The organism is Paraburkholderia sp. GAS448 (genome assembly GCF_050435685.1).
Taxonomy (GTDB): Bacteria; Pseudomonadota; Gammaproteobacteria; order Burkholderiales; family Burkholderiaceae; genus Paraburkholderia.
In genome coordinates this window covers 44,813-68,222 of record NZ_JBNDKT010000033.1, presented here as the reverse complement: position 1 = coordinate 68,222, position 23,410 = coordinate 44,813, and the positions used below count along the sequence as shown (strand labels likewise).

The window sequence follows — 23,410 nt, the reverse complement described above, 5'->3', positions numbered from 1 at the left end:
AACCCCTGTCATTCGAGGCAAAAAATGGACGTAACAGTAGTGTGGGCTGCGATCATCGCACTCGGCCTGTTCATATATGTGGTGCTGGACGGCTTCGACCTGGGTATCGGAATCGTGTTTCCGTTCTTCCCCGATGAACAGGAACGCGACCTGATGATGAACACCGTTGCACCCGTATGGGACGGCAACGAAACCTGGATGGTGCTGGGCGGCGCCGGGCTGTTCGCGGTGTTTCCCGTCGTCTATTCGACGGTGCTGTCCGCGCTGTATCTGCCGCTCATTTTCATGCTCGCATGCCTGATCTTCCGCGGCGTGTCGTTCGAAATCCGTGCGAAGGCGAATCGCACGAAACATCTGTGGGATCTTGCCTTCATCGGTGGCTCGGCGGGCGCGGCATTTTTTCAGGGGATCACGCTCGGAACCTTTTTGAAGGGCATCCCGGTAGTGGACGGCAGCTACGCCGGCGGCGCCTTCGACTGGCTGACGCCGTTCAGTCTCCTGACCGGTCTCGGTGTCGTTGTCACCTACGCGCTGCTTGGCTGCTGCTGGCTGGTCGCGAAGACCGAAGGCGACCTGCAACGGCGCCTGCATCGCGTCGTGTGGCCGCTTACGATCGTGCTGCTTGCGTTCATTGCCCTGGTCAGCCTGTGGACGCCCCTCGCGGATCAAAACATCGCGCAGCGCTGGTTCGATTCGGGCCTGTTTTACCGCTTGCTGCCCGTCCCGTTCCTTGTCGCGATCTGCGCGTTCTTCATGTATCGCGCGGTGCGTGAGCGCCATCACAAGACACCGTTCGCGCTCGCGCTCGGGCTCGTTCTGCTGGGCTACGCCGGATTGCTGGTGAGCCTGTGGCCGTATGCGATTCCGTCGAGCCTGACGCTGTGGGAAGCCGCCGCGCCGAGGTCGAGCCAGATGTTCACGCTCGTGGGCGCGGCGGTGATCATTCCGGTCATCATCGCCTACACAACGATGGGCTACTGGGTGTTTCGCGGCAAGGTACGCCACGGCGACGCGCACTACCATTAGCCGATCCTGCCAGTTGCCCCATTCACCCCATGCACCCCGCTTCGATGACCGTCCTGCACCGCAACACTCCGCCCGATCACGCCTCCGCACACCGCAAACTGCCAGGCTGGGTCTGGTTCATTGCGCTCTGGTGCGGCGGTGTCGCCGCGGCGGTGTCGCTCGGGTTTGTGTTCAAACTGTTCATGAACGCGACCCTCTTCGCCATCACCCGCTAGGCGTTGCGCGAACCCGGCAGGCGCGCCGCAATCCGCGTGGCATATTCTGCAACGCCCCGCTCATCCGGCTTCAAAATCGGTTCAATCCGCTCGTCTACGTTGCAGGCCATATGAATCCTGTCTGACCGGTCAACTACAGGCGGCGCAGGGGCGTCCCGGCGGTTCGACGCATCTCCGGGCGCGCATTGGCTCGTAGCATCGGGCAGAATGAAAACCTGCGGCGCCGTTCGATCCACGAGCTGCAAAAACAACAGCTGAAGCAGAACCGGCAGCGCCCACACGCGGAGACATCATGAAGTTCCTAGTGGCCGACGACCATGAACTGATCCGCCAGGGTGTCAAAGGCTTGCTGCGCGGACTCGATCCCGATGCGCAGTTCGATGAGGCCGACAGCTGGGAAACCCTCGCCGCCGCCGCGCGCCCCGATGCCAATCACGACCTCGCGATCGTCGATCTGCACATGCCGGGAATGGAGGGCGCAGGCTCGCTCGACATCCTGCTGAAAGCGAACCCCGCGTTACCCGTCGTCGTCCTTTCCGCCGAAGAATCGCCCGACGAAATGCGCGCGGTGCTGGCCGCCGGCGCGCTCGGCTTCGTGCCGAAACGGCAGCCCGCGAGCGTGATGCTCAAGGCCATCGAACTGGTGCTGTCGGGCGGCGCCTATGTCCCGATGGAAGCACTGAGCCTGCTTGGCACCCGCGACGCCCAGGCGACGACCACCGCAGGCTCGCCCGCCGGCGTCGACGCCGGCGTCGCCGTGGCCGCGCCGCTCGCGCCCGAACGGGTGCCGCAGACGTTGCAGCCGCACCAGCAGCATCTGCTGGAGAACCTGTCGCCGCGCCAGCAGGACATCATGCGGCTCGTGCATCGCGGCTGGACCAACAAGATGATCGCGCGCGAACTGGGCGTCGCCGAGGGAACCATCAAGGTGCATCTGTCGGTGATCTTCCGGGCGCTTGGCGTGCACAACCGCTCGATGGCGATCGCGGTCATCAACGGCTGGCTCGAGGCAGGCAGGACGCTTTGATCATCCTTTGACTGCACCTTGAAGGCCTGCGGCCGCCCACGCAAAGCGTCACGGCACCGTAGCGCAAAAGGCTCAGCGCACCCGCTCCCAACCGCGACACCTGCTCAAGGCACGTAGTCGTGTCCCCCGACCACCGTGGCATCGCGCCCAGCGGGCACAGCGGCATCCGGGTTACCGGCGGCTACTTTCTGTAGAGAGGATGCACCCTGCTGCCGCCACAGGCTCTCCAGCGTGCGACGCAGCCGCGCCGGCGTCACAGGCTTGTGCAGCACAGGGATGCCCTGCGCCGCCAGCGCCTCCAGTTCGGGCGACGCCATATCGCCGGTGATCAGCAGCGTCACCACCTTCGGCTGACCCGCATGCCGCAGCGCCTCGCGCACGGCCGACAACGCCTCGGCGCCGGTCCGGTGGTTCGCCAGCTGGTAGTCGCACAGCACGGCGTCCGGCAGGAAGCCTTCGTCCACCGCCCTAAGCGCCTGAATCTCGTCGGGCACGCCGCGCGCAATGCAGCCCCAGCGGCCGAGCAGGCTCGACAGCCCTTCGAGTATCGACGGATCGTCGTCGATGCACAGCACCCGCCGGCCTTCCGCCGATGCCCCGCCCACGGCAGAGTCGCTCAGGCTCGACACAATCCCGTCAGGATCGCCCGCCTGCACGGGAAAACGGAACACCGAGCCGCGTCCGGGCACCGAACGCACCTGCAACTCGCCGCCCATGAGGCCGACAAGCCGGCGCACGGTCGGCAGGCCCAACCCGTGCCCCTGGCGCGCGTCGCGCTGCGGGTTGGCGACCTGATAGAACTCCTCGAAGATCCGCTCCTGTTCTTCAAGCGGGATGCCGATGCCTGAATCGCGCACCTCGATGTAACCGCCCGAGCGCCGGCCGGAGCGCCGCAAGCCCATCCAGATGGCGCCTTCCTCGGTATAGCGGACCGCGTTCGACAGCAGGTTGCTCAGCACCCGTTCGAGCAGCACCGGGTCGCCGTGCGCCACCATCGACGTCGGCGCGATGCGCAGCGCCAGCCCTTTCGCCGCGGCCTGCGGACGGTACTGGTTGCCGACCCGCTCGAACAGTTCAGCGAGCCGGAAGTGCAGCCGGATCACCTGCGTGACGCCGCTCTCCAGCCGCGCCAGATCGAGCACCTGGTTGAACAGCTGGTTCAGCGCCTCGACGTTGCGCACGATGTGGTCAGCGGTTTTTGCGTGCTGGGCCGGCGCGGCGGCGCCGTCGTTCAGCGACGCCGCGAGCAGGCCGATCGCATGCAGCGGCTGGCGCAGATCGTGGCTGGCCGCCGCAAAAAACCGGGTCTTCGCCAGACTCGCCTCTTCCGCGACCAGTTTCTGCGCCGCCAGCGATTCGGCCAGGTATTGCTGGTCGACGCGCGCCTCGACCACGCGCCGGAACAGCTTCCGGTAACTCACGGCATAGACGTTGATCGCGCAGAAGAAGAACGCGAGGACGATCGCGAGGATCGTGCGGTCGAACGTATGCTCGCTGAAGTGCAACGCGATGGCGGGTAGCAGCAGGAACGGGATCGCGGTGGCGAAGTTGAGCAGGTCGAAGCCGTTCGACATGAATACGCCCGCCGCCAGCGTGACCAGCATCACGGTATGGAGCAGCGGCAGATCGGTGTTCTGACTTTGAAACGCAAACCAGATCGACACACCCGGCGCCAGGTACAGCAGCACGCCGCGCAGCGCGTGCAGGTTGACCCAGGTGCGGGGCGTCACTGCGTCGGGGTGGCGGCGCTTCCAGAGCCAGAGCGCAAGGCCCCCGCAGTTGGCGAGCGCGTAGAACCCGAAACACAGCGCGAACAGATGCGGCGAAGGCATATGCGCCCAATAGATCGCCACCAGCACGACAATCGAAAACCAGTGCGACACGAACGCAATGGGGTCCTGCGCGTACAGAACCCGTACGAGGTCTTCGTCGATGGCGCGCTGGATAGGATCTGCCCGCATCGTGCGGTCTCCTGGCCGGGTCCGGCAATTTCGATGAACGGGCGCAAAACGCGGTGGGAACGGATGCAACGGACAGCTGTGCAGGCAGCAGCGGAAGGACACCGGCCGCTGACGGCGGACAGTGCAGCCCGTGCTGCGTTGTCACGCTTGGCCTTGCCGGCGACGGTTTACCCGGCAGTTTACCCAACAGCTATCACTTAATCCATATAGGCGAAGTCGCCCGCAATAACCATACTCCGTTCACCTTCCCAGCGCGGATCAAGGCCTTTCAAGGCTTTTCACGCAGCCCGCAACCCGGGCTTCCGGCGAATTCGCCGCTCACCGCGCTCTATGCCCCGCTTTACGATGGAGGCTTTCATGGGCGCTGTAGCGAGCCGCGAGCTGGCACGACATCTCGACGACGCAATCCTGCCGGAACTCTGGCGCCGTCGCACGCAACTGTCGGACGACGAGATGGTATCGATGTACGACCTCGTGCGGCGCGCGCTGCGTGCCTACCATCCCGTCGAGTTGCAGGCGCTCGGCGAGGACAAGGAAGAACTCGTCGCCCAGTTCATCTACACGAAGGTGCTGCGCCTCGCCCCCGGCCATTCCGAGTCGCAGGCCTGCCCGGAAAGCGCGCCGTCCAACAGCTATGCGCTCTGCGCGTATTTCCGCCGCTATCTGATCGACTGTCTTCGCAGTGCCAGCCATCAACGCAACGTCTCCATGGAGAACGAAGGCATGGAACAGGAGATCGACCTGCACGCGCATGCGCTTGAAGACCCGATCGACAGCGTCCTGATGGACTACGGTCTCGACGAGCGCCGCGTACGCCGCGCCGCGCGGGACTTCATCGCGAGTCTCGACGGGCCGGAGCAGGTCGTGCTGGCCGGCAGCCTCGGCTGGTGTTCCGAATGCAAGGGCGGCCTGTCGGCAGTCGCCGCCGAATACCGCGTGCCTTCGTACCACTATCGTGCGGTCAAACTCGGCGTCACCATGAAAAAGACGGCCAATGCCGCGGATTTTTCCAATACCAAGATCGGCCGCTGGCTCTCCGACGTGCTCGGCATCGAGATTGCCCTCGACAATCGCGACGTGATTCTGGTCACGTTGAACCTGCTCGCGGCCGAATCGAGCGCACTCGAAATGAACGAAGCCGCCTGATCACAGCGCGGCCTGCGCGCGGCGTGTCACGTCCGGTCCGGCGCGTGAACGCCGCGTGTTTTTTCCGTCGCGGCCGGCTGCGCCGTCTAAGATGAATAGTCTCCGGAGCGCGCCTCCTCTCCCTCCTCCCGTCCTGCCAGGGTTTCCCCCATCCTGCGCCCGCGAAAACCAGGTGAACGTATGAACCGCTTGTCCAGCGCCGTTCAGGCGATGAAACGGCATTACCAGGTCGTGGTTGTCGGGTCTGGTTATGGAGGCGCCATCGCGGCAAGCCGCTTGGCGCGCGCCGGGTGCGACGTCTGTCTGCTCGAACGCGGCCGCGAGTTCATGGCGGGCGAGTTTCCTTCGACACCGCTCGAGGGCGCCGCGCAGATGCAATTCAACACGGAAGAAGCGCAGCTGGGCTCGCCGCTTGCGCTGCTCGAGGTGCACGTCAATCCCGAAGTCAACGCGGTGGTGGGTTGCGGACTCGGCGGCACGTCGTTGATCAATGCGAATGTCGCGCTCAAGCCGGATGAGCGTCTGTGGCAGGATCCGCGCTGGCCCGCCGCCGTGCGCAACGACATCGATGGACTGCGCACCGGTTACCAGCGCGCATGGGACATGCTGCAACCGTCGCCGGTACCGGACGATTTTCCGCGCCTGCCCAAGCTCGACGCACTTGAAGCCTCCGCGCAGACGCTTGGGTGGGCAAAGCAGTTCTCACGGCCCCCCGTCACTGTCACGTTCAGGAACGGTAAAAACGCGGCCGGCGTCGAACAGGCGCGCTGTATTGGCTGCGGCGATTGCAACTCCGGCTGCAACCATCTCGCGAAAAATTCCACCCACATGAACTATCTGCCGGATGCGGTTGCACGCGGCGCGCAGATTTTCACGGGTGTCGCGGTGCATTCCGTGGTGCGCGACAACGATCCTGCGAAGTGGCGAGTGCAGTATCAACTGGTTGGCCTCGGCCGGGACATTTACGGTGCACCTGACCTGTGTGTCACCGCCGACATCGTGATCATCTCGGCCGGCACGATCGGTTCGACGGCGCTCCTGCTGCGCTCGAAGGAAGCCGGGCTCTCCGTCTCAGAAGAACTCGGCAAACATTTCTCCGGCAACGGCGACGTGCTCGCCTTCGCGTTCAACACAGACAAAGAGATCAACGGCGTCGGCTGGGGCACGCACACGGACGGCTCGATTCCGGCCGTGGGTCCGACGATATGCGGGCTGATCGATCATCGCGCCACCCCCGATGTGAAAGACGGCTTCGTCATCGAGGAAGGTTCGCTCGCGGCGCCGATCGGGGGAGCCATGCTGGAGTTGCTCGGCGGTTCGGATCTGTTCGAAGGCGTGAAAGTGCCCCACCTGCCCGGCGAAGGTTCGCTCGACGCTCAAGGCCGCATTCTGGAAGGTTTGTTGCGCGGCCCCTATCACGGCGCCATGCGCAACACGCAGACGTATCTGGTGATGGCCCACGACGACGAAGCGGGCGAGATCCGCGTTCAGGATGGCCGCCCCCGCATCAAATGGCCGAAGGCCGGTGAGCAGCCGATCTACAGGACCGTGGAGAACACGCTGATCACGGCGACCCGGGCGCTCGGCGGCACCTACCTGCGCAACCCGATTTCGACCGACCTGTTCAAGGACAGGCTCGTCACCGTCCACCCTCTGGGCGGCTGCGGGATGGGGGAGGATGCAGAACACGGCGTGGTCGACGAGTCCGGCCGCGTGTTCACCGGCGCGGCGGACAACGCGGTGCACGACGGCCTGTACGTGATGGATGGCTCCGTGATGCCGATGTCGCTCGGCGTGAATCCATTGCTGACGATCTCCGCGCTCGCCGAGCGCAACTGCGCCCGGCTTGCGAAGCGATACGAATGGACCATCGACTACCGCGCCGCCGACAGGTCCGCACCAGCGCCGGTTGCGAAGATCGGCCTGCGCTTTACGGAAAACATGGTGGGCGATTACACGCCCGCCGGCGCAGGCGATTCGGTCAAAATGAGCTTCACGGCGACCATCATCTCGGACGATCTCGACGACATGATGAAGAACCCCAGCCACGAAGCGCAGATGGTGGGCACCCTCACCTGTGCCGCCCTGTCGGCGCAACCGCTGACGATCTCAAACGGCCGCTTCAATCTGTTCGTCGTCGATGAAAACCATGTCGACCGGCGCGACATGAATTACCGGATGACACTTCAGTCGGACGAAGGCAAGCCGTACTACCTGTTCGGACAGAAAATCATCACGCACACGAGCCCGAGCGAACTGTGGAAGCAGACCAATACGCTCTATGCCGAGATACGTGACTCGGAGGCCGACGACGCCCCGCCAATCGGCAAGGCGACACTCATCATCACGCCGGAAAATTTCCTCAAGCAGTCGACCACTTACGACATCACCAACGCGCCGGACCCGGAAACGCGTCTCGCGTGGGCCACGAAATTCGGCAAGTTCTTCGGCGGTGTGCTGCTCACCGAATACGGCGGCGTCTTCGCCCCGCTCGACTATGTCGATCCTTATGCGCCACCGCGCGTCAAGCGCACCCTGCGTGCTCCACTGCCACACGTCTCCTTCTTCGATACCGAAGACGGCAAGAGACTGCGGCTCACGCGCTATCAAGCCGGCGACAATGGCCCGGTGCTGCTGATTCACGGCTCCGGCGTATCGAGCCGGATGTTCGCGACGGACATGATCGGCACGAATCTCGTCGAATACCTGTGTGCGCTCGACTATGACGTGTGGCTGGTCGATCTGCGCATGAGTATCGAATTGCCGAGCGCGGCGGAGCCCACAAACGGCGACCTGGTCGCGAAATACGACATTCCTGCGGCCGTCGCCAAAGTGATCGAGCTATCGGGCCAGCCCAGCATTCAGGTGGTCGCACATTGCTTCGGCGCGGTTGCGCTGACGATGTCGCTCCTGTCCCGGCAGGCCAGGCTGAAAGGCGTGCGCTCGGTCGTACTGTCCCAGGTATCGGCGCATCTCGACCCGCCGCTCCTGGGCGAAATCAAGGCCGGACTGCATGTGCCGCAGCTCCTCGAGCATCTCGGCATCAAGGACATGACGGCCTTCACGCAGCACGCGAACTGGCCGAAGAACCTGCTGGACGAAGCGCTGCGCGTGTACCCCGTCGAGCATGATGAAGAATGCGACAACGCCATCTGTCATCGTGCGACGTTCATGTACGGCCTGCTGTACGAGCATGCGCAGCTCGACGAGCTGCTGCATCAGAACCTGCAGGAGTTGCTTGGGGTGCACGATGTCGCGCTTTTCAGCCACCTGGCCGCGATCGTCCGTGCGGGGCATCTCGTGAACGCGGAGGGCGAAGATGTCTACATGAATGATCTCGACGGTTTGAACCGGCCGATCGCATTCATTCACGGGGCCGAGAACCGCGTGTACGAACCCGCCAGCACGGAGAAGACGTACGACATGCTGGTCGGCGCGTTTGGGCCGGACAATTACGAGCGCCATGTGATCGACGGCTACGGGCATCTCGACTGCATCTTCGGCAAGAACGCAGCCACCGATGTCTATCCGTTTATCGCAAGGCATCTGCACGCGTATGCCAGGCCCGGTTCTGGTTCTGGTTCTGGTCCTGCTGCCTCTGCCCCGGCCGGCGAAACAATGCCAAGCGCGGCCCGCCGGCCGCGTTCCGTCCTGTTGCGCATGCTTAAAGCAGTTTTCCCGGATTGAGAATCCCGTTCGGATCGAGCGCGTGCTTGATCGCCCGCATCGCGGCCAGTTCTTCAGCCGAGCGCGAAACCGCCAGGAATTCGCGCTTCAGCAGGCCGATGCCATGCTCAGCCGAGACCGAGCCGTGCAAGGGTCCGAGCATCTCATAGACGAATGCATAGACGGCGTGGTGTTCGACACCCGGCACCGAATGGCCATCGACCGTCAGATGCAGGTTCGAGTCGCCGATATGGCCGAAGAAATATGTACGATTGCCCGGCCATTTTGCATCCAGCGCAGCGCGGCAATGGTCGACGAAACGACCGATCTCGCCGATCGGCAGGCTCACGTCGAAATTGACCGGATCGAGCCGCGATGGAAACTCCGCGGTGCACTCGCGGATCGCCCACAGCGCGCGCGCATCGGCGACCGATTGTGCGATGACGGCATCGCGGATCGCCTCTGTTTCCAGCGCTTCGGTGAGCACTGACGCGAAGCGTTCGCCGTCGTCGGTGGCATCGAAGCTCGCATGTTCGATCAGCGCGTAAAGCGGATGAGCCGTCGAGAACGGCGAGCGTGCCCCCGCAATCAGCGATACGCCGAAGTCGAAGAAGTCCGGCCACATGATTTCGAACGCACCGATGTCGTTCCCGAAGCGGGTCGACAGGTGGCGCAGCAGGTTGACCGCTGCGTCGTAACTGTCGAGCGCCACGAGCGCCGTATGGCGCGATGCGCGCTGAGGATGCAGGCGCAACACCGCACGCGTGATGACGCCAAGCGTTCCCTCCGAACCGATGAACAGCTGCTTGAGGTCGTAACCGGTGTTGTTCTTCACCATCTTGCTCATCGAATTCAACACCGAGCCGTTCGCCAGCACCGCTTCGAGGCCGAGCACCTGCTCGCGCGCGGTGCCCGACTGGATCACGCGATTGCCGCCCGCGTTCGTCGCGAGATTGCCGCCGATCTGGCACGAGCCGCGCGCGCCGAGATCGAGCGTGAGTTCGAAGCCCGCTTCCGCCGCGGCTTCCTGCGCGGTTTGCAGCGTGGTGCCGGCGCGCACCGTCATCGTGGCCGATGCGCTATCGATTTCCTCGACACCCGACAGGCGATCCAGCGACAGCGCCATCTCCGTTGCACGCGCAATCGCGCCGCCGGCCAGGCCGGTCATGCCGCCCTGCGGCACCACGCTCTGTCGTGCCTCGTTGCAGATAGCGAGCGCACGCGCGACCTGTTCTGTCGTGCGCGGCAGCAGCAGCGCGGCGGGCCGCGTCGGTTCGTGCCGCGTGTAGTCCGTCATCGACCGCTCACCGATCTCTTCACCGGTGCGCACCCCGTCGTCACCCAGCGCGTCTCGCAGGGCCGCAAGCGTCGCACTCAGCGCTGCGCTCTGTTCCGTCGTCATGCCGTGGTTCCCTGCATTGCGTGTTTCTTTCTATAGCCCATCGAATCGTTGATGCGGCCGAGTATGTAATCGCCCGCCGCGACGGGTTCGTAACGTCGCTCCGCCTCGCTCACGCCGAGATCGTGCGGATCGACCGTAGCGCCGTAAGTGGGGTCATAAAATGTCGCGATCGAATAGCGCTCGCGGCCCGACGCATTGATCACGCGATGCAACGTCGAGCGGAAACGATCGTTGGTCCAGCGGGCCAGCAGATCGCCGACATTGACGACGAAGCTGCCGGGTATCGGCGGCGCCTCGACCCAGGTGTCGTTGGCGATTTCACGCACCTGCAGACCCCCTACCTGATCCTGCCACAGCAACGTGATGCAGCCATAGTCCGTGTGCGGCGCGACGCCGAACTGGTCTTCGTCGGATTGCGGAGGCTGGGGCGGGTAGTAGACCATCTGCGTGCGCTGCATCCGCTTGGTATAGCGGGACGCGAAAAAGTGCTCGTCGATACCGAGACCGACGGCTACCGCGCGCAACAGATCGCTGCCACACGTGGCCACCGCTTCGTAATAGCCGTACAACGCGGGACGCAGTTCCGGCATGAAATCCGGCCAGTTGTTCGGACCGCGCAAAGCCTGACCGGCAAGCACATCGGGATCGTCCTCCGGCAACTCCAGCCCGATGCTGAAAAACTCCTTGTAATCGGGACGTTTCGCCTGGTACATGGTCGCGTCGCCCAGCGCATTGAAGCCGCGATGCCGCTGGTTCACGGCCGCGCGTCGTTTGGTCTCGACAGGGAACGCAAAGAACCGGCGCGCGGCCTGCTCTGCTGCATCGATCGCAGCCTGCGGCACGCCGTGATTGATGATGTAAAAGAAGCCGATCGTCGTGCAGGCGTCGTGAATTTCACGGCCGACGCGAACAAGCGCCTGCGGATCGCCGGCTCGCACGCCAGCAAGGTCGATGATCGGGATGCGGGTGACGGGGGGCATCGGAACGCTCCGTGGATGGCCGGTGCGGCGCACCGGCGAATGAGTGGCATCGATGATGGCGCACGCTGCGCGGCCGCGCTGCAAGGCCGCCTGCGTTGCCAGCGATTCACAGCTGTATATACCGCCAAAACCCTCTTCGCAAGCTGCGCTGCAGCGCCATTCGCGCCCAAATGTTCAGACCGTTAGCGGCCCCACATTCTTTATTTATTTCGCACGAAAACTGCGGTATATACTGCCCCGCATGAGGCGCGCCGATGATCGTTTCCGCGCGACACCGCTTTGCCAACCGGAGAATCCCATGAGCATCCTTGCAGGCTGGAAGTGTCGTCTGATGGTGTTGACGTTGTGTGCCGCGAGCATCGGCAGCGCCTGGGCGGACGATCAACTCGCGAAAGTGAAGAAGGCCGGCGAGCTCGTCGTCGGTACGGAGATGCAGTTCGCGCCGTTCGATTTTCTCGAGAACGGCCAGCAGGCGGGCTTCAACAAGGATCTCTTCGCCGAGGTCGGCAAGGAACTCGGCGTGAAAGTGCGCTTCATCGACCTGCCGTGGCCGAGCGTGCTGCCCGGTCTCGAAGCTGGCAAGTTCGACATGGTCGGCGGTCCGCTCACGGTGACGAAAGCGCGGATGGAGCGCTACACGTATACCCTGCCCGTCGCGGACGCGACCGACGCCCTCCTGAAGCGCGCCAACGATACGGGCGTCAAGCAGTCGTCGGATATCGCGGGCAAGACGGTCGGCGCCGGCAAGGGTTCCGCGCAGCTCGACCAGTTGAAGACGTACGCCGCCACGCTGCCGAAGCCGCCTGAAATCCGCGAGTATGTCGACAACAACCAGGCCTACGCCGACCTGGCCGCCGGCCGCATCGCCGCCGTCGCGAACTCGATGACGAACATCGCCTACGTCGCCAAACAGCGCCCCGAAGCTTTCGCGGTCGTGACGCCGCCGTTCGGCGCGAAGGTGTACTTCGCGTACGCGCTGCGCAAGGACGCCGACAGCAAGCCGCTCGCCGACGCGTTCAACGCTGCACTGGTGAAGATGCACGACGACGGGCGTCTCGCAGCGCTGCAAAAGAAATGGTTCGGCGTCGCGATGGATGCGCCGACCACCATGCCCACGCCGAACTACTGATGTCCTGAAGCGGGCGATGTGCGCGTGAATCCCATGTACGAGCCGGCGCACGCGTCCGGCTCATGAGGCTCAGGCACGCATCGCCTACCCGTTCTGTCCGTTTGCTGGTGCCAGGCCATGTTCAGCACGACCGTCTTCATCCAGGGTTTGCCACTGCTCTTTCAGGCGGCCATCGCCACGGTCGGGATTTCGCTGACCGGGCTCGTGATCGGCTTCTTCGTCGCGATCGGCGTGTGTTCGGCGCGGCTCTCCGCGTATCGCGCCGCACGCATGTTCGGCGGCGCGTATGTGTTCTTCTTTCGCGGCGTGCCGATGCTGGTGCAACTGTTGCTCGTCTATTACCTGCTGCCGTTCGTCGGTATCAACGTGTCGCCGCTCGTGGCCGCGATCAGCGCGGTGTCGTTGTGTTCCGCGTCGTATATCGCGGAGATCCTGCGCGGCGGCTTCCTGAGCATTCCGCCGGGACAGCTCGAAGCCGCGCGCATGCTCGGCCTCTCGCCGTTCGACATGCTGCGGCGCATTCAGGTGCCGCAGGCGTTCCGGCTCACGTTGCCTTCGCTCGTCAACGAAATGGTGCTGCTGATCAAGGCTTCATCGCTGATCTCGGTGGTCGGCGTGGCTGAAATCACGCGCACCGCGCAGAACATCGCGGCCAGCACGTACCGTCCGCTCGAAGCGTATGTCGCGGCCGGACTGATCTACTTCGTCATCTGCGGTGTGCTGTCGCTGGTTGCGCACACCGCCGAATACCGTTTGCAGCACGCCTGAGGCCTCTGCGATGCAGCAATTCGATCCTGGTGTCATCACGCACAACATCCAGCCCATCGCCGCCGGTCTTGCGACCACGCTCGGCACGTGGGCCGCCGGTGTCGCAATCGGGCTCGTGCTCGGTTTTCTGATCGCCGTGCTGCAACTCTTCAGCGGACGCTGGACACGCGGCATTCTGCGCGCGTATATCGAACTCTTTCGCGGCACGCCGTTTCTCGTGCAGCTGTTTCTGCTTTACTACGGCGGGCCTTCGATCGGTCTCACGCTTGAGCCGATGACGGCCGGCATACTTGGACTCGGGCTCTATGGCAGCGCGTATTTCGCTGAAGTATTCCGCTCCGGCTTTCAGTCGGTGCCGCCCGGACACCTCGAAGCGGCGTCCTGTCTCGGGATGTCGCGCTGGCAGGCCGTACTGCGTATTCAGGTGCCGCAGATGCTCGTGCTGATCGTGCCTGCCCTCACGAACCTGATCATCGTGCTCAGCAAGGAAACCGCCGTGCTGTCGATCGTTACGGTCCCCGAACTCACCTTCGTGCTGACCGGCATCGGCTCGGCAACCTTCGCTTTCGTCGAGACGCTGCTCGTCCTGTGCTTCTGCTATCTCGCGCTCGTCGAACTGACGTCGCGTGCCGGCATGTGGGCGGAGCACCGGCTCGCCCGTTTCATGGCATGAACCAAAGGCATATCAATGAACGCGATGACCGACATGCCCGCCTCCCTTTCCTCCGTTGACACGACCCAGCCACGCAACGCGCCGCTGATCGAAGTACGCGACCTGCAGAAGCGCTTCGGCGAAAACGAAGTGCTGCGCGGCGTCGATCTGGACATCGCGAAATCGGAGGTGGTCTGCATCATCGGCCCTTCGGGCTCGGGCAAGAGCACGCTGCTGCGCTGCCTCGCCGCGCTCGAAACCTACGATCAGGGCGACGTGCGGATCGAAGGCGAACTGCTCGGCTATACCGAACGCAATGGCAGGCGCGTGCGCGCATCGCAGGGCGAGATCAATCGCGTGCGGCGCAACGTCGGCATGGTGTTTCAGCAGTTCAACCTGTGGCCGCATATGACGGCGCTCGGCAATGTGATGGAAGCGCTGCGGCGGGTGCGTCACCTGTCGGGCAACGACGCGCGCCGGCGAGCACTCGCCATGCTCGAGACGGTCGGTCTCGCGCACAAGGGCGATGCGTATCCGGCGAAGCTTTCCGGCGGGCAGCAACAGCGCGTCGCCATTGCGCGTGCGCTCGCGATGGAACCGCACATCATGCTGTTCGACGAACCGACTTCGGCGCTCGACCCGGAGCTCGTCGGCGAAGTGCTGCAGGTGATGAAGCAGCTCGCACGCGACGGCATGACAATGGCCGTGGTGACACACGAGATGGGCTTCGCCGCGCAGGTCGCCGACAAGGTTGTCTTCATCGACCAGGGGCGTATTGCCGTCGAGGGCAATCCCCGCGATGTCTTTCATGATGCGGCGCAGCCGCGTCTGCGGCAGTTCCTGCAGAACTACTTCGATCGCAATGCGTTCTGGACGCGCACCGGCGCCGACGGAGAACCCGTATGAGCCGCTTTGTGCTTCGTTTCGTGCTTCGTTTTTTGCGCTGCAGCCGGGTGTGAAGAGGTCACTCGATGTCCCAATCCCCTACCCGCCCGAAGCGCGCCGGCAAGCCTGATAGCACGGCCCCCGTCGCTGCAAGGAAAGCCACGACGCGCGCAGCCGCGCGCGGCGGCGGCGCGCAGGGCGGCCCGTCCGGCGCGAGAGTGGCCGCGCCGCCTGCCGCGCGTTACGAGCAGGTGAAGAACTACATCCGCGGTACGATCGAATCCGGTGCGCGACGGCCCGGCGACCGCATTCCGTCCGAGCTCGATCTGGTCGCCACGCTCGGCGTGTCGCGCATGACCGTCAACCGCGCGCTACGCGAACTCAGCGACGAAGGTTTGTTGACCCGCATCTCGGGCGTCGGCACCTTCGTCGCGCAGGCGAAGCCGCAATCCACGCTGCTGATGATCGCCCACATCGGCGACGAGATCCGCTCGCGGGGGCACGAATACACGTATGAGACGCTGCTGACTCAGCGAGAAACCGCGCCCGCGAACGTATCGAACGCATTGGGACTCGCGCCGGGCGCGTCGGTGTTTCATGTGATCTGCGTGCATCGCGAAAACGGGCTGCCGGTGCAGCTTGAAGACCGCTACGTGAATCCGGCCGTTGCGCCGGACTTCATCCTGCAGGACTTTTCGGTGATCCGGCCTTCGGAGTATCTGTTCACGAACGTGCCCGCGCACGACGTGGAGCATATCGTCGATGCGGGTTTGCCGACGCGCGCCGAAGCAGCGTTGCTTGAGATCGCGGAGGGAGAGCCTTGCCTGACGCTCGTGCGGCGAACGTGGACGAGCGGCGTTGCCGTCACGTTCGCGCGTTTCGTGCATCCGGGCACGCGTTACCGGCTCGGCTGCCGGTTCGCGCCCGTTACATCACATCGTCAGGACTGACCTCAAACGTTCCCCGCGAGGTGAAAGCGCGAGGCCGGATGCCATAACTGCACCGACGTCGCCACCTCCGCGCCAACCCACGTCCTGCGCCACAACATCAGGCACGGCTCGCCGATCTCCATCATCAGATGCCGGCGCACGTGCGCATCGGGTTTCTGCGCGTAGATGCGAAACTCCGCGCGCTGGATCGGCGCGAGCCGCACCATGTAGTGGTTCGGTGTCTCGACCGTGAAATCCTGCTCCAGATACGCCGGAAACACCTTCGGGTTCACATAGCGGTCTTCGTACTGGATCGGCTCACCCTCTTCCTCGTGCACGATGCGCGAATGGAACACCGGCCCCGTGGACAGGCCAAGCGCATCGAGCGCCAGCGGATCGTCGCCCGGCTCGAGCGTCAGCACGCGGGCGGTATGGCGATGGCCGCGCGCCGCGATTTCGTCGGCGATATTGCGGATCTCGAGTACGGTCGATTCATAGCGCTGCGGCGCGACATACGTGCCCGAGCCCTGCACGCGCGTCAATACGCGCTCAACGGTCAGCTCACGCAGCGCGCGCGACACCGTCATGCGCGCCACGCCAAACTCCTTCACGAGTTCGGCTTCGGACGGGATCAGACCGCCCGGCTTCCAGACTCCTTCGGCGATGCGTTTCACGACGTAGCGCTTGATCTGCTCGTAAGCGGGCATCGCTTTTGGCGATGCGGCGCTGCCGTTGCCCGCCATCCGATCCTGACCTGTTTGTGGTTGCTCGTTCAAATTCACGTCGACCTCGTGGGTTGCACGCAATATGCCAGATAGCCGGCCGGTCGGCCAGCGGCTGGCTCAATCAACCAATGCTGGCCACCGAATGCGGATCGTTCGCTGCGATGCTCGTGGCATCGTCCGCGGCCAGCGTCGCGGTATCGAATGCATGTTTGCCGGCCGGCGGCGGCGCAGACTTGCCGGGATTGGGCAATAACGGCGGCGCCCCGTCAGCGATCAGGCGGAAGGCAGCGGCCATGTCGTCGGCGAGCGGCCGGTCGTCGCGATACGTCGGCACGAGGCTGCGCACGCGCCGCCACAACGCATCCATCAGTGGTGCGCGCGGTGCATCGATGGTCTGCAGGTCGTAGGCCTGCGCCGCCGCAAGCAGTTCGATCGCAACGATCCGGCCCGCGTTGTCGACGATCTCCAGCGCTTTCAGCGCGGCCGGCGTCGCGTGACACAGATGATCTTCCTGCAGGCCCGACGTAATGCCGCCATCGAGGCTCGCCGGCGCGGCGAGCCGCCGGTTCTGTGCGACCAGCGAGGCCGCTGTGTACTGCGCGATCATGAAGCCGGAACAGGTGCCGCCCGGTTGGGCGAGGAACGCCGGCAAGCCGCTGACGAGCGGATTCACGAGCCGGTCCAGGCGCCGCTCGGCCATGGCCGCAACCTGCGCGATTGCGGTCGCGAGGCTGTCCATCGCGAGTGCAATCGATGCGCCCACCGCGTGCGCCTGCGAATACACGCGCGGCGCGTCCGGCGTGCCGGCGACGATGGGGTTATCGGTGATCGAAGCGAGTTCGCGGTTGACCACATCGGCGGTTGCCGAGAGCACATCGCGCGCCGCACCGTGGACGTGCGGAATGGTGCGCATGCTCAGCGGATCCTGCGTGCGCTGGCCGACTACCGCCGCGAGAATGCCGCTGTCGGCAAGCGCGTTGCGCATCCGTTCGCCCACCACATTCAGCCCCGGCGACACGCGCAGCGAGAGCGAATCGGCATCGAACGCGGCGAGCTGCCCGCGCAGGTTTTCGAAGCTCATCGCCGCGACCGCATCGGTCCAGTCGAGCAGGCGTTCGGCGCGAGCGAGCGCCAGCGCGGCGAGGCCAGTGACGCACGGCGTGCCGTTGACGAGGCTCAAGCCCTCTTTCGCGTCGAGCACGAGCGGTTCGAGGCCGAGCCGGCGCAACGCTTCGCGGCCGGTGATGCGCTCGCCGCGGTGCCGCGCATGGCCTTCGCCGATACACACCAGCGCAATGTGCGCCATATGGCTCAGGTAACCGACCGAGCCGAACGCCGGCACTTCCGGCAGACAATCCGCATCGAGCAATGCCACCAGCCGGTCGGCGATCTCCAGCCGGATACCCGAATGGCCGTGCGCGAAGTTGTTGACCGCTGCCGCGATGATCGCCCGCGTCTCCGCGACGCCGAGCGGCGCGCCGACGCCCACCGCGTGGCTCATCAGGATATTGCGCGACAGCGAGCGCTGCTCGGACGGCGACACCATCACATCGCACAGCGCGCCGACGCCGGTATTCACGCCATAGGCGCGAATACCGCGCTCGACGATCTGTTCGACGAGCACGCGCGCCGCCGCAATGCGCGAGCGCGCGTCGGCAGACAGTTCGAACGGTTCGCCCGCCGCAATCGCGGCAACCTGACGCCAGTCGAGAGGACGATCGGAACGGATGACAGTCATGATGATGCTCAGTTTGTAGTGCGGGAATGATGGCTCGACACGAACTGCCTGAAACGGTCGGATTTGAGTTCGCCGAAGACTTCATCCGGCGTGCCGTCGGCTTCGACTTCCCCTTGATGCAGGAACATCACCCGATTCGACACATGGCGCGCGAAGCCCATTTCGTGCGTCACCACCAGCATCGTGCGGCCCTCTTCAGCGAGCGAGCGCATCACGCGCAGCACTTCGCCGACCAGTTCCGGATCGAGCGCGGAAGTCGGCTCATCGAACAGCATGACTTTCGGATGCATCGCCAGCGCACGCGCAATCGCGACGCGCTGCTGCTGGCCGCCCGACAGGTGCGCCGGATAGTGCCCGCGTTTCTCGGCGAGGCCGACCTTCGCGAGCAGCGCTTCGGCTTCTTCGATCGACTCGGCGCGGGTTCGCTTCAGCACGCGCATCGGACCTTCGATCAGGTTGTCGAGCACCGTCATGTGCGACCAGAGGTTGAAGTTCTGGAACACCATGCCGAGCTGCGAACGGAAGCGGTCCACCTGGTGTCGATCGCGCGGGTGCAGCTTGCCGTCGCCGCGACGCTTCATCTGCAGCTCCTCGCCGGCGAGCGAGACCGAGCCATCGTCAGGCGTTTCCAGCAGGTTCAGGCAGCGCAGGAACGTGCTCTTGCCGGAGCCGCTCGCGCCGAGGATCGAGATCACGTCGCCTTCGTGCGCATCGAGCGAGATGCCCTTCAGGACGTGGTGCTCGCCGAACGACTTGTGAATGTTCTTGACCGACAATGCAACGGGTGCCTTAGCGTTCATGTGATTCTCCAGAATGACTGCCGTTCAGGGTGCGGCACGACGTGCTTCGGTGGTAGCGGAAACCGGGCGGGCCACGGCTGCCGCGGGCGCTTCGCGCAGATGACGCGACAGGCGGCGCTCGAGCAGACCCAGCAGACGCACGATGACGAAATTCAGGAACAGGTAGATCAGGGCCGCGCAGATAAATACTTCGGTCGTGCGATAGGTCTGCTGGATGATCTGCTGCGCCACGCCCGTCACTTCCCACACGGTGACGAGACTCGCGAGCGCGGTGGACTTCACGAGCAGCACGGCCTCAGTCGAATAGGCAGGCAGACACTGGCGCAGCGCGATCGGGCCGATCACCCGGCGCAGCAGCGCAAAACCCGACAGACCGATCGAATAGCCCGCTTCGATCTGGCCGACCGGCACGGCCATCAGTCCGCCGCGAATGATCTCGGCCGTATATCCAGCCGTACACAGCGCGAGGGACAGCACCGCGCACGTGTACGGATCGCGCAGCACCGGCCACATGAAACTCTCGCGGATGATGCCGAACTGCCCCATCCCGTAGTAGACGAGGAACATCTGGATCAACAGCGGCGAGCCGCGAAACACGAGGATATAGGCGCGGGCGAAGCGGTTCGGCAACCAGTGCGGCGACACGCGCATCGTGACGATCACGAACGACAGCAGACCACCCAGCACCAGCGAGGAGAAGAACAGGCCCAGTGTGGTCGGCACAGCGCCGAACAGTTGCCGCAGCGTGTCGAGGAGGAAATCGAAATCGAAATGCATGATGGCGGCTCCCTCGTCAGTTGCGCGCGAAATTGCGCTTGAAGGATCGGCCGACGCGCGCTTCCGCGTGGTTGAAGACCCGGTTGGAGATGCCCGTCATCACCAGATAGATCGCACCGCCCACCACGAAGAACGTGAAGTACTGATGGGTGGAACCTGCGGCGATCTGGCTCGTGCGCAGCAACTCTGCGAGGCCGGTCACCGAGATCAGCGCCGAGTCCTTGAGGCTTAGCTGCCACACATTGCCGATGCCAGGCAACGCAAAGCGCAGCACCTGCGGAATCAGGATACGGCGCGCGACCAGCAGCGTGTGCATGCCGGTTGCGCGGGCTGCTTCGAGTTCGCCTTTCGACACCGCCAGCACAGCGGAGCGATAGACCTCGGCCTGATACGCGCCGGAAATCATCCCCACGGCCAGCGCGCCGATCACGAACGGCGGCACGCCGACGAAGCCTTCGGCGCCGAACCACTGACCGACCGTGGTCACCAGCGTCGAGCCGCCAAAGTAGAACAGATAGATCACGAGGAGTTCGGGAACACCGCGAAACACCGTCGTGTAAAAATCGCCGATGACGCGCAGGCTGCGATAGCGCGACAGCTTGGCCGCCGCAACCAGCGCGCCGAATACCGCACCGACTGCCAGTGCCGCAAGCGTCAGCGCGATGGTCATCAACGCCGCGAGCAGCAATACGCCACCCCAGCCCTCCGGCCCGAAGCCGAGCATCTCGATCAGAGCCATTCGCTACTCCTCAACCAGTACGATCGATCATTCGACGATTCAAGCGGCGGATGCCGCGCAAATCGCTACAACCTTGCTGCATATGTTGCGTACTGCCTGTCGCCGTGCTGCTGCGCGATGCGGCGTGTATCGTGTACCGGCCGCATCGCCATGGCCCGTATCAGGGCGTGACGTCCGTCTTGAACCATTTGTCGGACAGTTTCTTGATCGTGCCGTCGGCCTGTGCAGCCGTGATCGCCGCGTCGAACTTCGTCTTCAGGTCCGCGTCCTGCTTGCGGAACGCGAGGCCTTCGCCCGGGCCCCAGATCGGGCCGCCGATCTTCGGTCCAGCCAGCACGATCGATGCGTTTTCTTTCTTGTCCATGTTCGCGGCGTAGTAGGTCACGTCGTCGAAGGAAGCATCGATGCGGCCCGCAACCAGGTCCAGATCGCGTTCCGGCGACGTCTTGTAGACGCGGATGGTCGCGATGTCCTTGAAGCCGTCGTTGATGAACTTAGTGTAGACGGTGCCCGACTGGATGCCGATCGTCTTACCCTTCAGCTGCTTGCGCAGGGCGTCGACGGTCGGCTGGTCCGTTTTCGGGTCGCCAGTCAGTTTGACGGGTTGCGCCGTCGGCGAGGCCTTCGGCAGGACCTTCGTGTCGGTCACGGCGAAGGTGGCCGGCGTCGCCGCGTACGGCTTCGAGAAGGCGATGATCTTTTCGCGTTCCGGCGTGATCGAGATGGCGTCCATCAGCACGTCGAACTTGCCGGCCTGCAGGCCCGGGATCATGCCGTCCCAATCCTGCGCCACGAGGTTGCACTGGATATTGATGCGTGCGCAGAGATTGGCGACGAGCTCCGGCTCGAAGCCGCCCAGCTTGCCGCCAGGCAACGTCAGATTCCACGGTGCGTAGCCGCCTTCGAGGGCGATCGTGACCGTTTTCCATTCCTTCGCCTGTACCGGTGCAGCGAGAACTGCAGCTGCGCCGAGAACGGCGCCCATCAATGCCTTTGCCAACGTAGTGCGCTTGACCTTCACGTCGAATCTCCTTTCGTCGAGGGAACACCATCCAACCGGTCAGGCGCTCAGCCGCCCGTTGAATTTGTATAGACAAGTCTGCACGAGTCAAAACGCCACCGCAAGAAAATTTGAGATAAAACTGCCGATCTTGGGGAAAGCCCTATGGTCAAGGCTTTCGAAGACATTGCAAGCGCCGGCGAAGGTTGCAAAGTTGTGCAGATTCGCGCCGGGTTGGGGCGTTTTGTCTAGACAGGTTGGTGCAGAAGGTGGGAGATGCTCCGGATGGGGAGCCGTTGATGAGGAATGGGCGGCTTACCAGATCCCCGGCACCAGCCGATACCGCACTCGCGCGGCATAAGCGGCGTAACCAGGCAGTTGCGCGATGAGCATGCGCTCTTCCATGACGGCCCGGGCGCCGATACCCGCGACCAGCAGCGGCGCGCAGGCGAGGCCCCACCATGAGCCAAGCAGCAAGGGCGAACCGATAAAGAAAAGAATGGCGGCCGAATACATCGGATGGCGCACCCACGCGTACGGCCCGGTATCGGCAACCTTATGTCCGCGCTCGCTCTGAATTTTCACGACTGGCGCGGCGAAGCTGTTGGCGCGAAACACGAACCCCGTCATCCAGACACACAGGAACATCGCGAGCGCGCCGGCCACGTTCAGCCAGAGCGGCACCGACGACCACCGGAAACGCGCCGCATCGAGCGCCATCAATACGAGCCACGCACACCAGACGATCGCGACCAGCGCCATGAACACCTTGTCCCAGGTACCCTGCTCCCGCTGGATGGGAGGCTTGAGGCGCTCCGCGAGCAAGGCCGGATCGTCCTTCGCAAGGCGCAGGCCCATCCAGATTCCAAGCGCACCCATTTCGAACAGATACCACCAGCCGGCAGGCCACGCGACCGTGCCCGCCGCGCCGAACAGCAAAGCGCCCATTCCCGCGATAAACAGGACCGTCTGGATAACGAGGCGCGCGATCATCGCTTCACAAAGTCCGGCACGCGCCCCTTGACGCGCTCGAAGACGCCCGCGATATCGATATCGCCCACCTCGATTCCGAAGTCATCGCGCAAGAGGGTAGCCAGTTCGTGCGCGTCGGCGATCCTGCGCTCCGTTACACTTCCGTCTTTCGAACGTAGGGTCAGGCGATCATCGAACAGGATAGTACGGCCGTCCGGCCTGACGCGCGTCACGACCAGGTCGGTGGTAAAGAACGACGCGGGATGCGTCGAAGTAAACCAGTTGCTTACCTCGTAATCGATCCACTCCGCGCGGCGCAGGTCGAAGCGATACACCTTCGTCCACGTATCGCCGGCTTGAATCTCGACATCGAACGCGCCATGCGATGCATCGGCGAGGCGAAACGGCTCGAGCGTGGTCGGCTGGGGTTCGCCGGCGACGATGCGCAGCGGTGACGTCAAGGTTACCGCGCCGAAACCGACGTCGGCCATCCAGGGCCCGTCGTCGAAATCGACACGCAGGAGCATATGCGTCTTCGGCGTCACCGCGTCGGGCGCCCGCCCCCACAACACACGCGCGATCAGCGGCGTCACACGAAAATCAAGCTGCGTCAGCACGTGCGCCAGCAACGTGTTTTGTTCGAAGCAGTAGCCGCCGCGCCGCCGCTCCACCAGTTTGTCCTCCACGACGGCAAGGTCGAGCGATACACGGCGGCCAGTCAGCGGGTCGAGATTCTCGAACGGGATGGTCTGCGCGTGCAGACGCTGCAGTTCGCGCAGCACGTCGAGCGTCGGGGTACGCCGGCCTCGATAGCCGATGCGCGCGAAATAGCGGTCGAGGTCGAGATCGTTGTGCATCGGGGTCTCCTGCGCG

Annotated in this window: 21 protein-coding genes; 10 read left to right on the top strand and 11 right to left on the bottom strand. The window is 64.1% G+C overall.

Going from position 1 to position 23,410, the window contains the following annotated elements; genetic code table 11:
* Nucleotides 1-24 precede the first annotated feature (24 nt).
* The 3 genes from cydB (at nucleotide 25) to P3T23_RS37180 (ending at nucleotide 2,268) form a co-directional block, all read left to right on the top strand.
* Nucleotides 25-1,026 carry a cytochrome d ubiquinol oxidase subunit II gene (cydB, locus tag P3T23_RS37190; RefSeq protein WP_429321046.1) on the top strand — a complete coding sequence of 334 codons (1,002 nt, stop codon included), beginning with the start codon at nucleotides 25-27 and terminating at the stop codon, nucleotides 1,024-1,026.
* A gap of 44 nt (nucleotides 1,027-1,070) precedes the next feature.
* Nucleotides 1,071-1,241, top strand: a complete 171-nt coding sequence (locus P3T23_RS37185; protein ID WP_429321045.1) for a hypothetical protein — start codon at nucleotides 1,071-1,073, stop codon at nucleotides 1,239-1,241.
* Between the two features lie 292 nt (nucleotides 1,242-1,533).
* Nucleotides 1,534-2,268 (top strand): response regulator, encoded by a 735-nt coding sequence (locus P3T23_RS37180; protein WP_429321044.1) that lies wholly within the window; start codon nucleotides 1,534-1,536, stop codon nucleotides 2,266-2,268.
* A gap of 104 nt (nucleotides 2,269-2,372) precedes the next feature.
* Here the strand turns inward: P3T23_RS37180 and P3T23_RS37175 are convergent, their stop codons facing one another.
* Nucleotides 2,373-4,229: an ATP-binding response regulator gene (locus P3T23_RS37175; protein ID WP_429321043.1), complete on the bottom strand. Its 1,857-nt coding sequence runs from the start codon at nucleotides 4,227-4,229 to the stop codon at nucleotides 2,373-2,375.
* Nucleotides 4,230-4,586: 357 nt separating this feature from the next.
* Between P3T23_RS37175 and P3T23_RS37170 the strand changes: the two genes are divergently transcribed.
* Nucleotides 4,587-5,375: a hypothetical protein gene (locus tag P3T23_RS37170; RefSeq protein ID WP_429321042.1), complete on the top strand. Its 789-nt coding sequence runs from the start codon at nucleotides 4,587-4,589 to the stop codon at nucleotides 5,373-5,375.
* A gap of 180 nt (nucleotides 5,376-5,555) precedes the next feature.
* Complete coding sequence (locus P3T23_RS37165) at nucleotides 5,556-9,062, top strand: alpha/beta fold hydrolase (protein ID WP_429321041.1); 3,507 nt, start codon at nucleotides 5,556-5,558, stop codon at nucleotides 9,060-9,062.
* Here P3T23_RS37165 and P3T23_RS37160 read toward each other — a convergent pair.
* Nucleotides 9,040-10,443: an FAD-binding oxidoreductase gene (locus tag P3T23_RS37160; RefSeq protein WP_429321040.1), complete on the bottom strand. Its 1,404-nt coding sequence runs from the start codon at nucleotides 10,441-10,443 to the stop codon at nucleotides 9,040-9,042. The two genes, P3T23_RS37165 and P3T23_RS37160, sit on opposite strands and share 23 nt — an antisense overlap.
* A complete protein-coding gene (locus P3T23_RS37155) occupies nucleotides 10,440-11,423 on the bottom strand; it encodes an isopenicillin N synthase family dioxygenase (RefSeq protein WP_429321039.1) in 984 nt (327 codons plus the stop codon). Before P3T23_RS37155 ends, P3T23_RS37160 begins: the two co-directional genes overlap by 4 nt.
* 298 nt (nucleotides 11,424-11,721) lie before the next feature.
* On the opposite strand from P3T23_RS37155, the gene P3T23_RS37150 reads away from it, so the two are divergent.
* The 5 genes from P3T23_RS37150 (at nucleotide 11,722) to hutC (P3T23_RS37130) (ending at nucleotide 15,807) form a co-directional block, all read left to right on the top strand.
* Nucleotides 11,722-12,552: a transporter substrate-binding domain-containing protein gene (locus P3T23_RS37150; RefSeq protein ID WP_429321038.1), complete on the top strand. Its 831-nt coding sequence runs from the start codon at nucleotides 11,722-11,724 to the stop codon at nucleotides 12,550-12,552.
* 117 nt (nucleotides 12,553-12,669) lie between these two features.
* Entirely contained in the window at nucleotides 12,670-13,320 is a 651-nt protein-coding gene (locus P3T23_RS37145) for an amino acid ABC transporter permease (protein ID WP_429321037.1), read from the top strand.
* A gap of 10 nt (nucleotides 13,321-13,330) precedes the next feature.
* The gene (locus P3T23_RS37140) at nucleotides 13,331-13,993 is read left to right on the top strand and encodes an amino acid ABC transporter permease (protein WP_429321036.1); all 663 of its coding nucleotides are present in this window, start codon (nucleotides 13,331-13,333) and stop codon (nucleotides 13,991-13,993) included.
* Between the two features lie 15 nt (nucleotides 13,994-14,008).
* Complete coding sequence (locus P3T23_RS37135) at nucleotides 14,009-14,878, top strand: amino acid ABC transporter ATP-binding protein (protein ID WP_429321035.1); 870 nt, start codon at nucleotides 14,009-14,011, stop codon at nucleotides 14,876-14,878.
* Between the two features lie 65 nt (nucleotides 14,879-14,943).
* A complete protein-coding gene (hutC, locus tag P3T23_RS37130) occupies nucleotides 14,944-15,807 on the top strand; it encodes a histidine utilization repressor (protein ID WP_429321034.1) in 864 nt (287 codons plus the stop codon).
* Nucleotides 15,808-15,809: 2 nt separating this feature from the next.
* Here hutC (P3T23_RS37130) and hutC (P3T23_RS37125) read toward each other — a convergent pair whose 3' ends face one another.
* The 8 genes from hutC (P3T23_RS37125) to P3T23_RS37090 form a co-directional block, all read right to left on the bottom strand.
* A complete protein-coding gene (hutC, locus tag P3T23_RS37125; RefSeq protein ID WP_429321071.1) occupies nucleotides 15,810-16,529 on the bottom strand; it encodes a histidine utilization repressor in 720 nt (239 codons plus the stop codon).
* A 103-nt stretch (nucleotides 16,530-16,632) separates the two neighbouring features.
* Complete coding sequence (locus P3T23_RS37120; RefSeq protein ID WP_429321033.1) at nucleotides 16,633-18,249, bottom strand: HAL/PAL/TAL family ammonia-lyase; 1,617 nt, start codon at nucleotides 18,247-18,249, stop codon at nucleotides 16,633-16,635.
* Nucleotides 18,250-18,257: 8 nt separating this feature from the next.
* Entirely contained in the window at nucleotides 18,258-19,049 is a 792-nt protein-coding gene (locus P3T23_RS37115) for an ABC transporter ATP-binding protein (RefSeq protein WP_429321032.1), read from the bottom strand.
* 24 nt (nucleotides 19,050-19,073) lie between these two features.
* Nucleotides 19,074-19,826, bottom strand: a complete 753-nt coding sequence (locus P3T23_RS37110; RefSeq protein WP_429321031.1) for an ABC transporter permease — start codon at nucleotides 19,824-19,826, stop codon at nucleotides 19,074-19,076.
* Between the two features lie 16 nt (nucleotides 19,827-19,842).
* Nucleotides 19,843-20,565 (bottom strand): ABC transporter permease, encoded by a 723-nt coding sequence (locus P3T23_RS37105; RefSeq protein ID WP_429321030.1) that lies wholly within the window; start codon nucleotides 20,563-20,565, stop codon nucleotides 19,843-19,845.
* A 160-nt stretch (nucleotides 20,566-20,725) separates the two neighbouring features.
* Nucleotides 20,726-21,550 (bottom strand): transporter substrate-binding domain-containing protein, encoded by an 825-nt coding sequence (locus tag P3T23_RS37100; protein ID WP_429321070.1) that lies wholly within the window; start codon nucleotides 21,548-21,550, stop codon nucleotides 20,726-20,728.
* Between the two features lie 330 nt (nucleotides 21,551-21,880).
* Nucleotides 21,881-22,558, bottom strand: coding sequence for a methyltransferase family protein (locus P3T23_RS37095; RefSeq protein WP_429321029.1), 678 nt, complete (start codon nucleotides 22,556-22,558; stop codon nucleotides 21,881-21,883).
* A complete protein-coding gene (locus tag P3T23_RS37090) occupies nucleotides 22,555-23,394 on the bottom strand; it encodes an arylamine N-acetyltransferase family protein (RefSeq protein ID WP_429321028.1) in 840 nt (279 codons plus the stop codon). Before P3T23_RS37090 ends, P3T23_RS37095 begins: the two co-directional genes overlap by 4 nt.
* Between the last annotated feature and the right edge of the window lie 16 nt (nucleotides 23,395-23,410).

Excerpts from the sequence above, each read along its gene's own strand:
- P3T23_RS37175 (WP_429321043.1), bottom strand. The coding sequence starts at position 4,229 with ATGCGGGCAGATCCTATCCAGCGCGCCATCGACGAAGACCTCGTACGG.
- P3T23_RS37165 (WP_429321041.1), top strand. The coding sequence starts at position 5,556 with ATGAACCGCTTGTCCAGCGCCGTTCAGGCGATGAAACGGCATTACCAG.
- P3T23_RS37140 (WP_429321036.1), top strand. The coding sequence starts at position 13,331 with ATGCAGCAATTCGATCCTGGTGTCATCACGCACAACATCCAGCCCATC.
- P3T23_RS37100 (WP_429321070.1), bottom strand. The coding sequence starts at position 21,550 with ATGGGCGCCGTTCTCGGCGCAGCTGCAGTTCTCGCTGCACCGGTACAG.
- P3T23_RS37155 (WP_429321039.1), bottom strand. The coding sequence starts at position 11,423 with ATGCCCCCCGTCACCCGCATCCCGATCATCGACCTTGCTGGCGTGCGA.
- P3T23_RS37110 (WP_429321031.1), bottom strand. The coding sequence starts at position 19,826 with ATGCATTTCGATTTCGATTTCCTCCTCGACACGCTGCGGCAACTGTTC.
- hutC (WP_429321071.1), bottom strand. The coding sequence starts at position 16,529 with ATGGCGGGCAACGGCAGCGCCGCATCGCCAAAAGCGATGCCCGCTTAC.
- P3T23_RS37150 (WP_429321038.1), top strand. The coding sequence starts at position 11,722 with ATGAGCATCCTTGCAGGCTGGAAGTGTCGTCTGATGGTGTTGACGTTG.
- P3T23_RS37135 (WP_429321035.1), top strand. The coding sequence starts at position 14,009 with ATGAACGCGATGACCGACATGCCCGCCTCCCTTTCCTCCGTTGACACG.
- P3T23_RS37160 (WP_429321040.1), bottom strand. The coding sequence starts at position 10,443 with ATGACGACGGAACAGAGCGCAGCGCTGAGTGCGACGCTTGCGGCCCTG.
- cydB (WP_429321046.1), top strand. The coding sequence starts at position 25 with ATGGACGTAACAGTAGTGTGGGCTGCGATCATCGCACTCGGCCTGTTC.
- P3T23_RS37120 (WP_429321033.1), bottom strand. The coding sequence starts at position 18,249 with ATGACTGTCATCCGTTCCGATCGTCCTCTCGACTGGCGTCAGGTTGCC.
- P3T23_RS37105 (WP_429321030.1), bottom strand. The coding sequence starts at position 20,565 with ATGGCTCTGATCGAGATGCTCGGCTTCGGGCCGGAGGGCTGGGGTGGC.
- P3T23_RS37090 (WP_429321028.1), bottom strand. The coding sequence starts at position 23,394 with ATGCACAACGATCTCGACCTCGACCGCTATTTCGCGCGCATCGGCTAT.
- P3T23_RS37180 (WP_429321044.1), top strand. The coding sequence starts at position 1,534 with ATGAAGTTCCTAGTGGCCGACGACCATGAACTGATCCGCCAGGGTGTC.
- P3T23_RS37145 (WP_429321037.1), top strand. The coding sequence starts at position 12,670 with ATGTTCAGCACGACCGTCTTCATCCAGGGTTTGCCACTGCTCTTTCAG.
- P3T23_RS37185 (WP_429321045.1), top strand. The coding sequence starts at position 1,071 with ATGACCGTCCTGCACCGCAACACTCCGCCCGATCACGCCTCCGCACAC.
- P3T23_RS37170 (WP_429321042.1), top strand. The coding sequence starts at position 4,587 with ATGGGCGCTGTAGCGAGCCGCGAGCTGGCACGACATCTCGACGACGCA.
- P3T23_RS37115 (WP_429321032.1), bottom strand. The coding sequence starts at position 19,049 with ATGAACGCTAAGGCACCCGTTGCATTGTCGGTCAAGAACATTCACAAG.
- P3T23_RS37095 (WP_429321029.1), bottom strand. The coding sequence starts at position 22,558 with ATGATCGCGCGCCTCGTTATCCAGACGGTCCTGTTTATCGCGGGAATG.
- hutC (WP_429321034.1), top strand. The coding sequence starts at position 14,944 with ATGTCCCAATCCCCTACCCGCCCGAAGCGCGCCGGCAAGCCTGATAGC.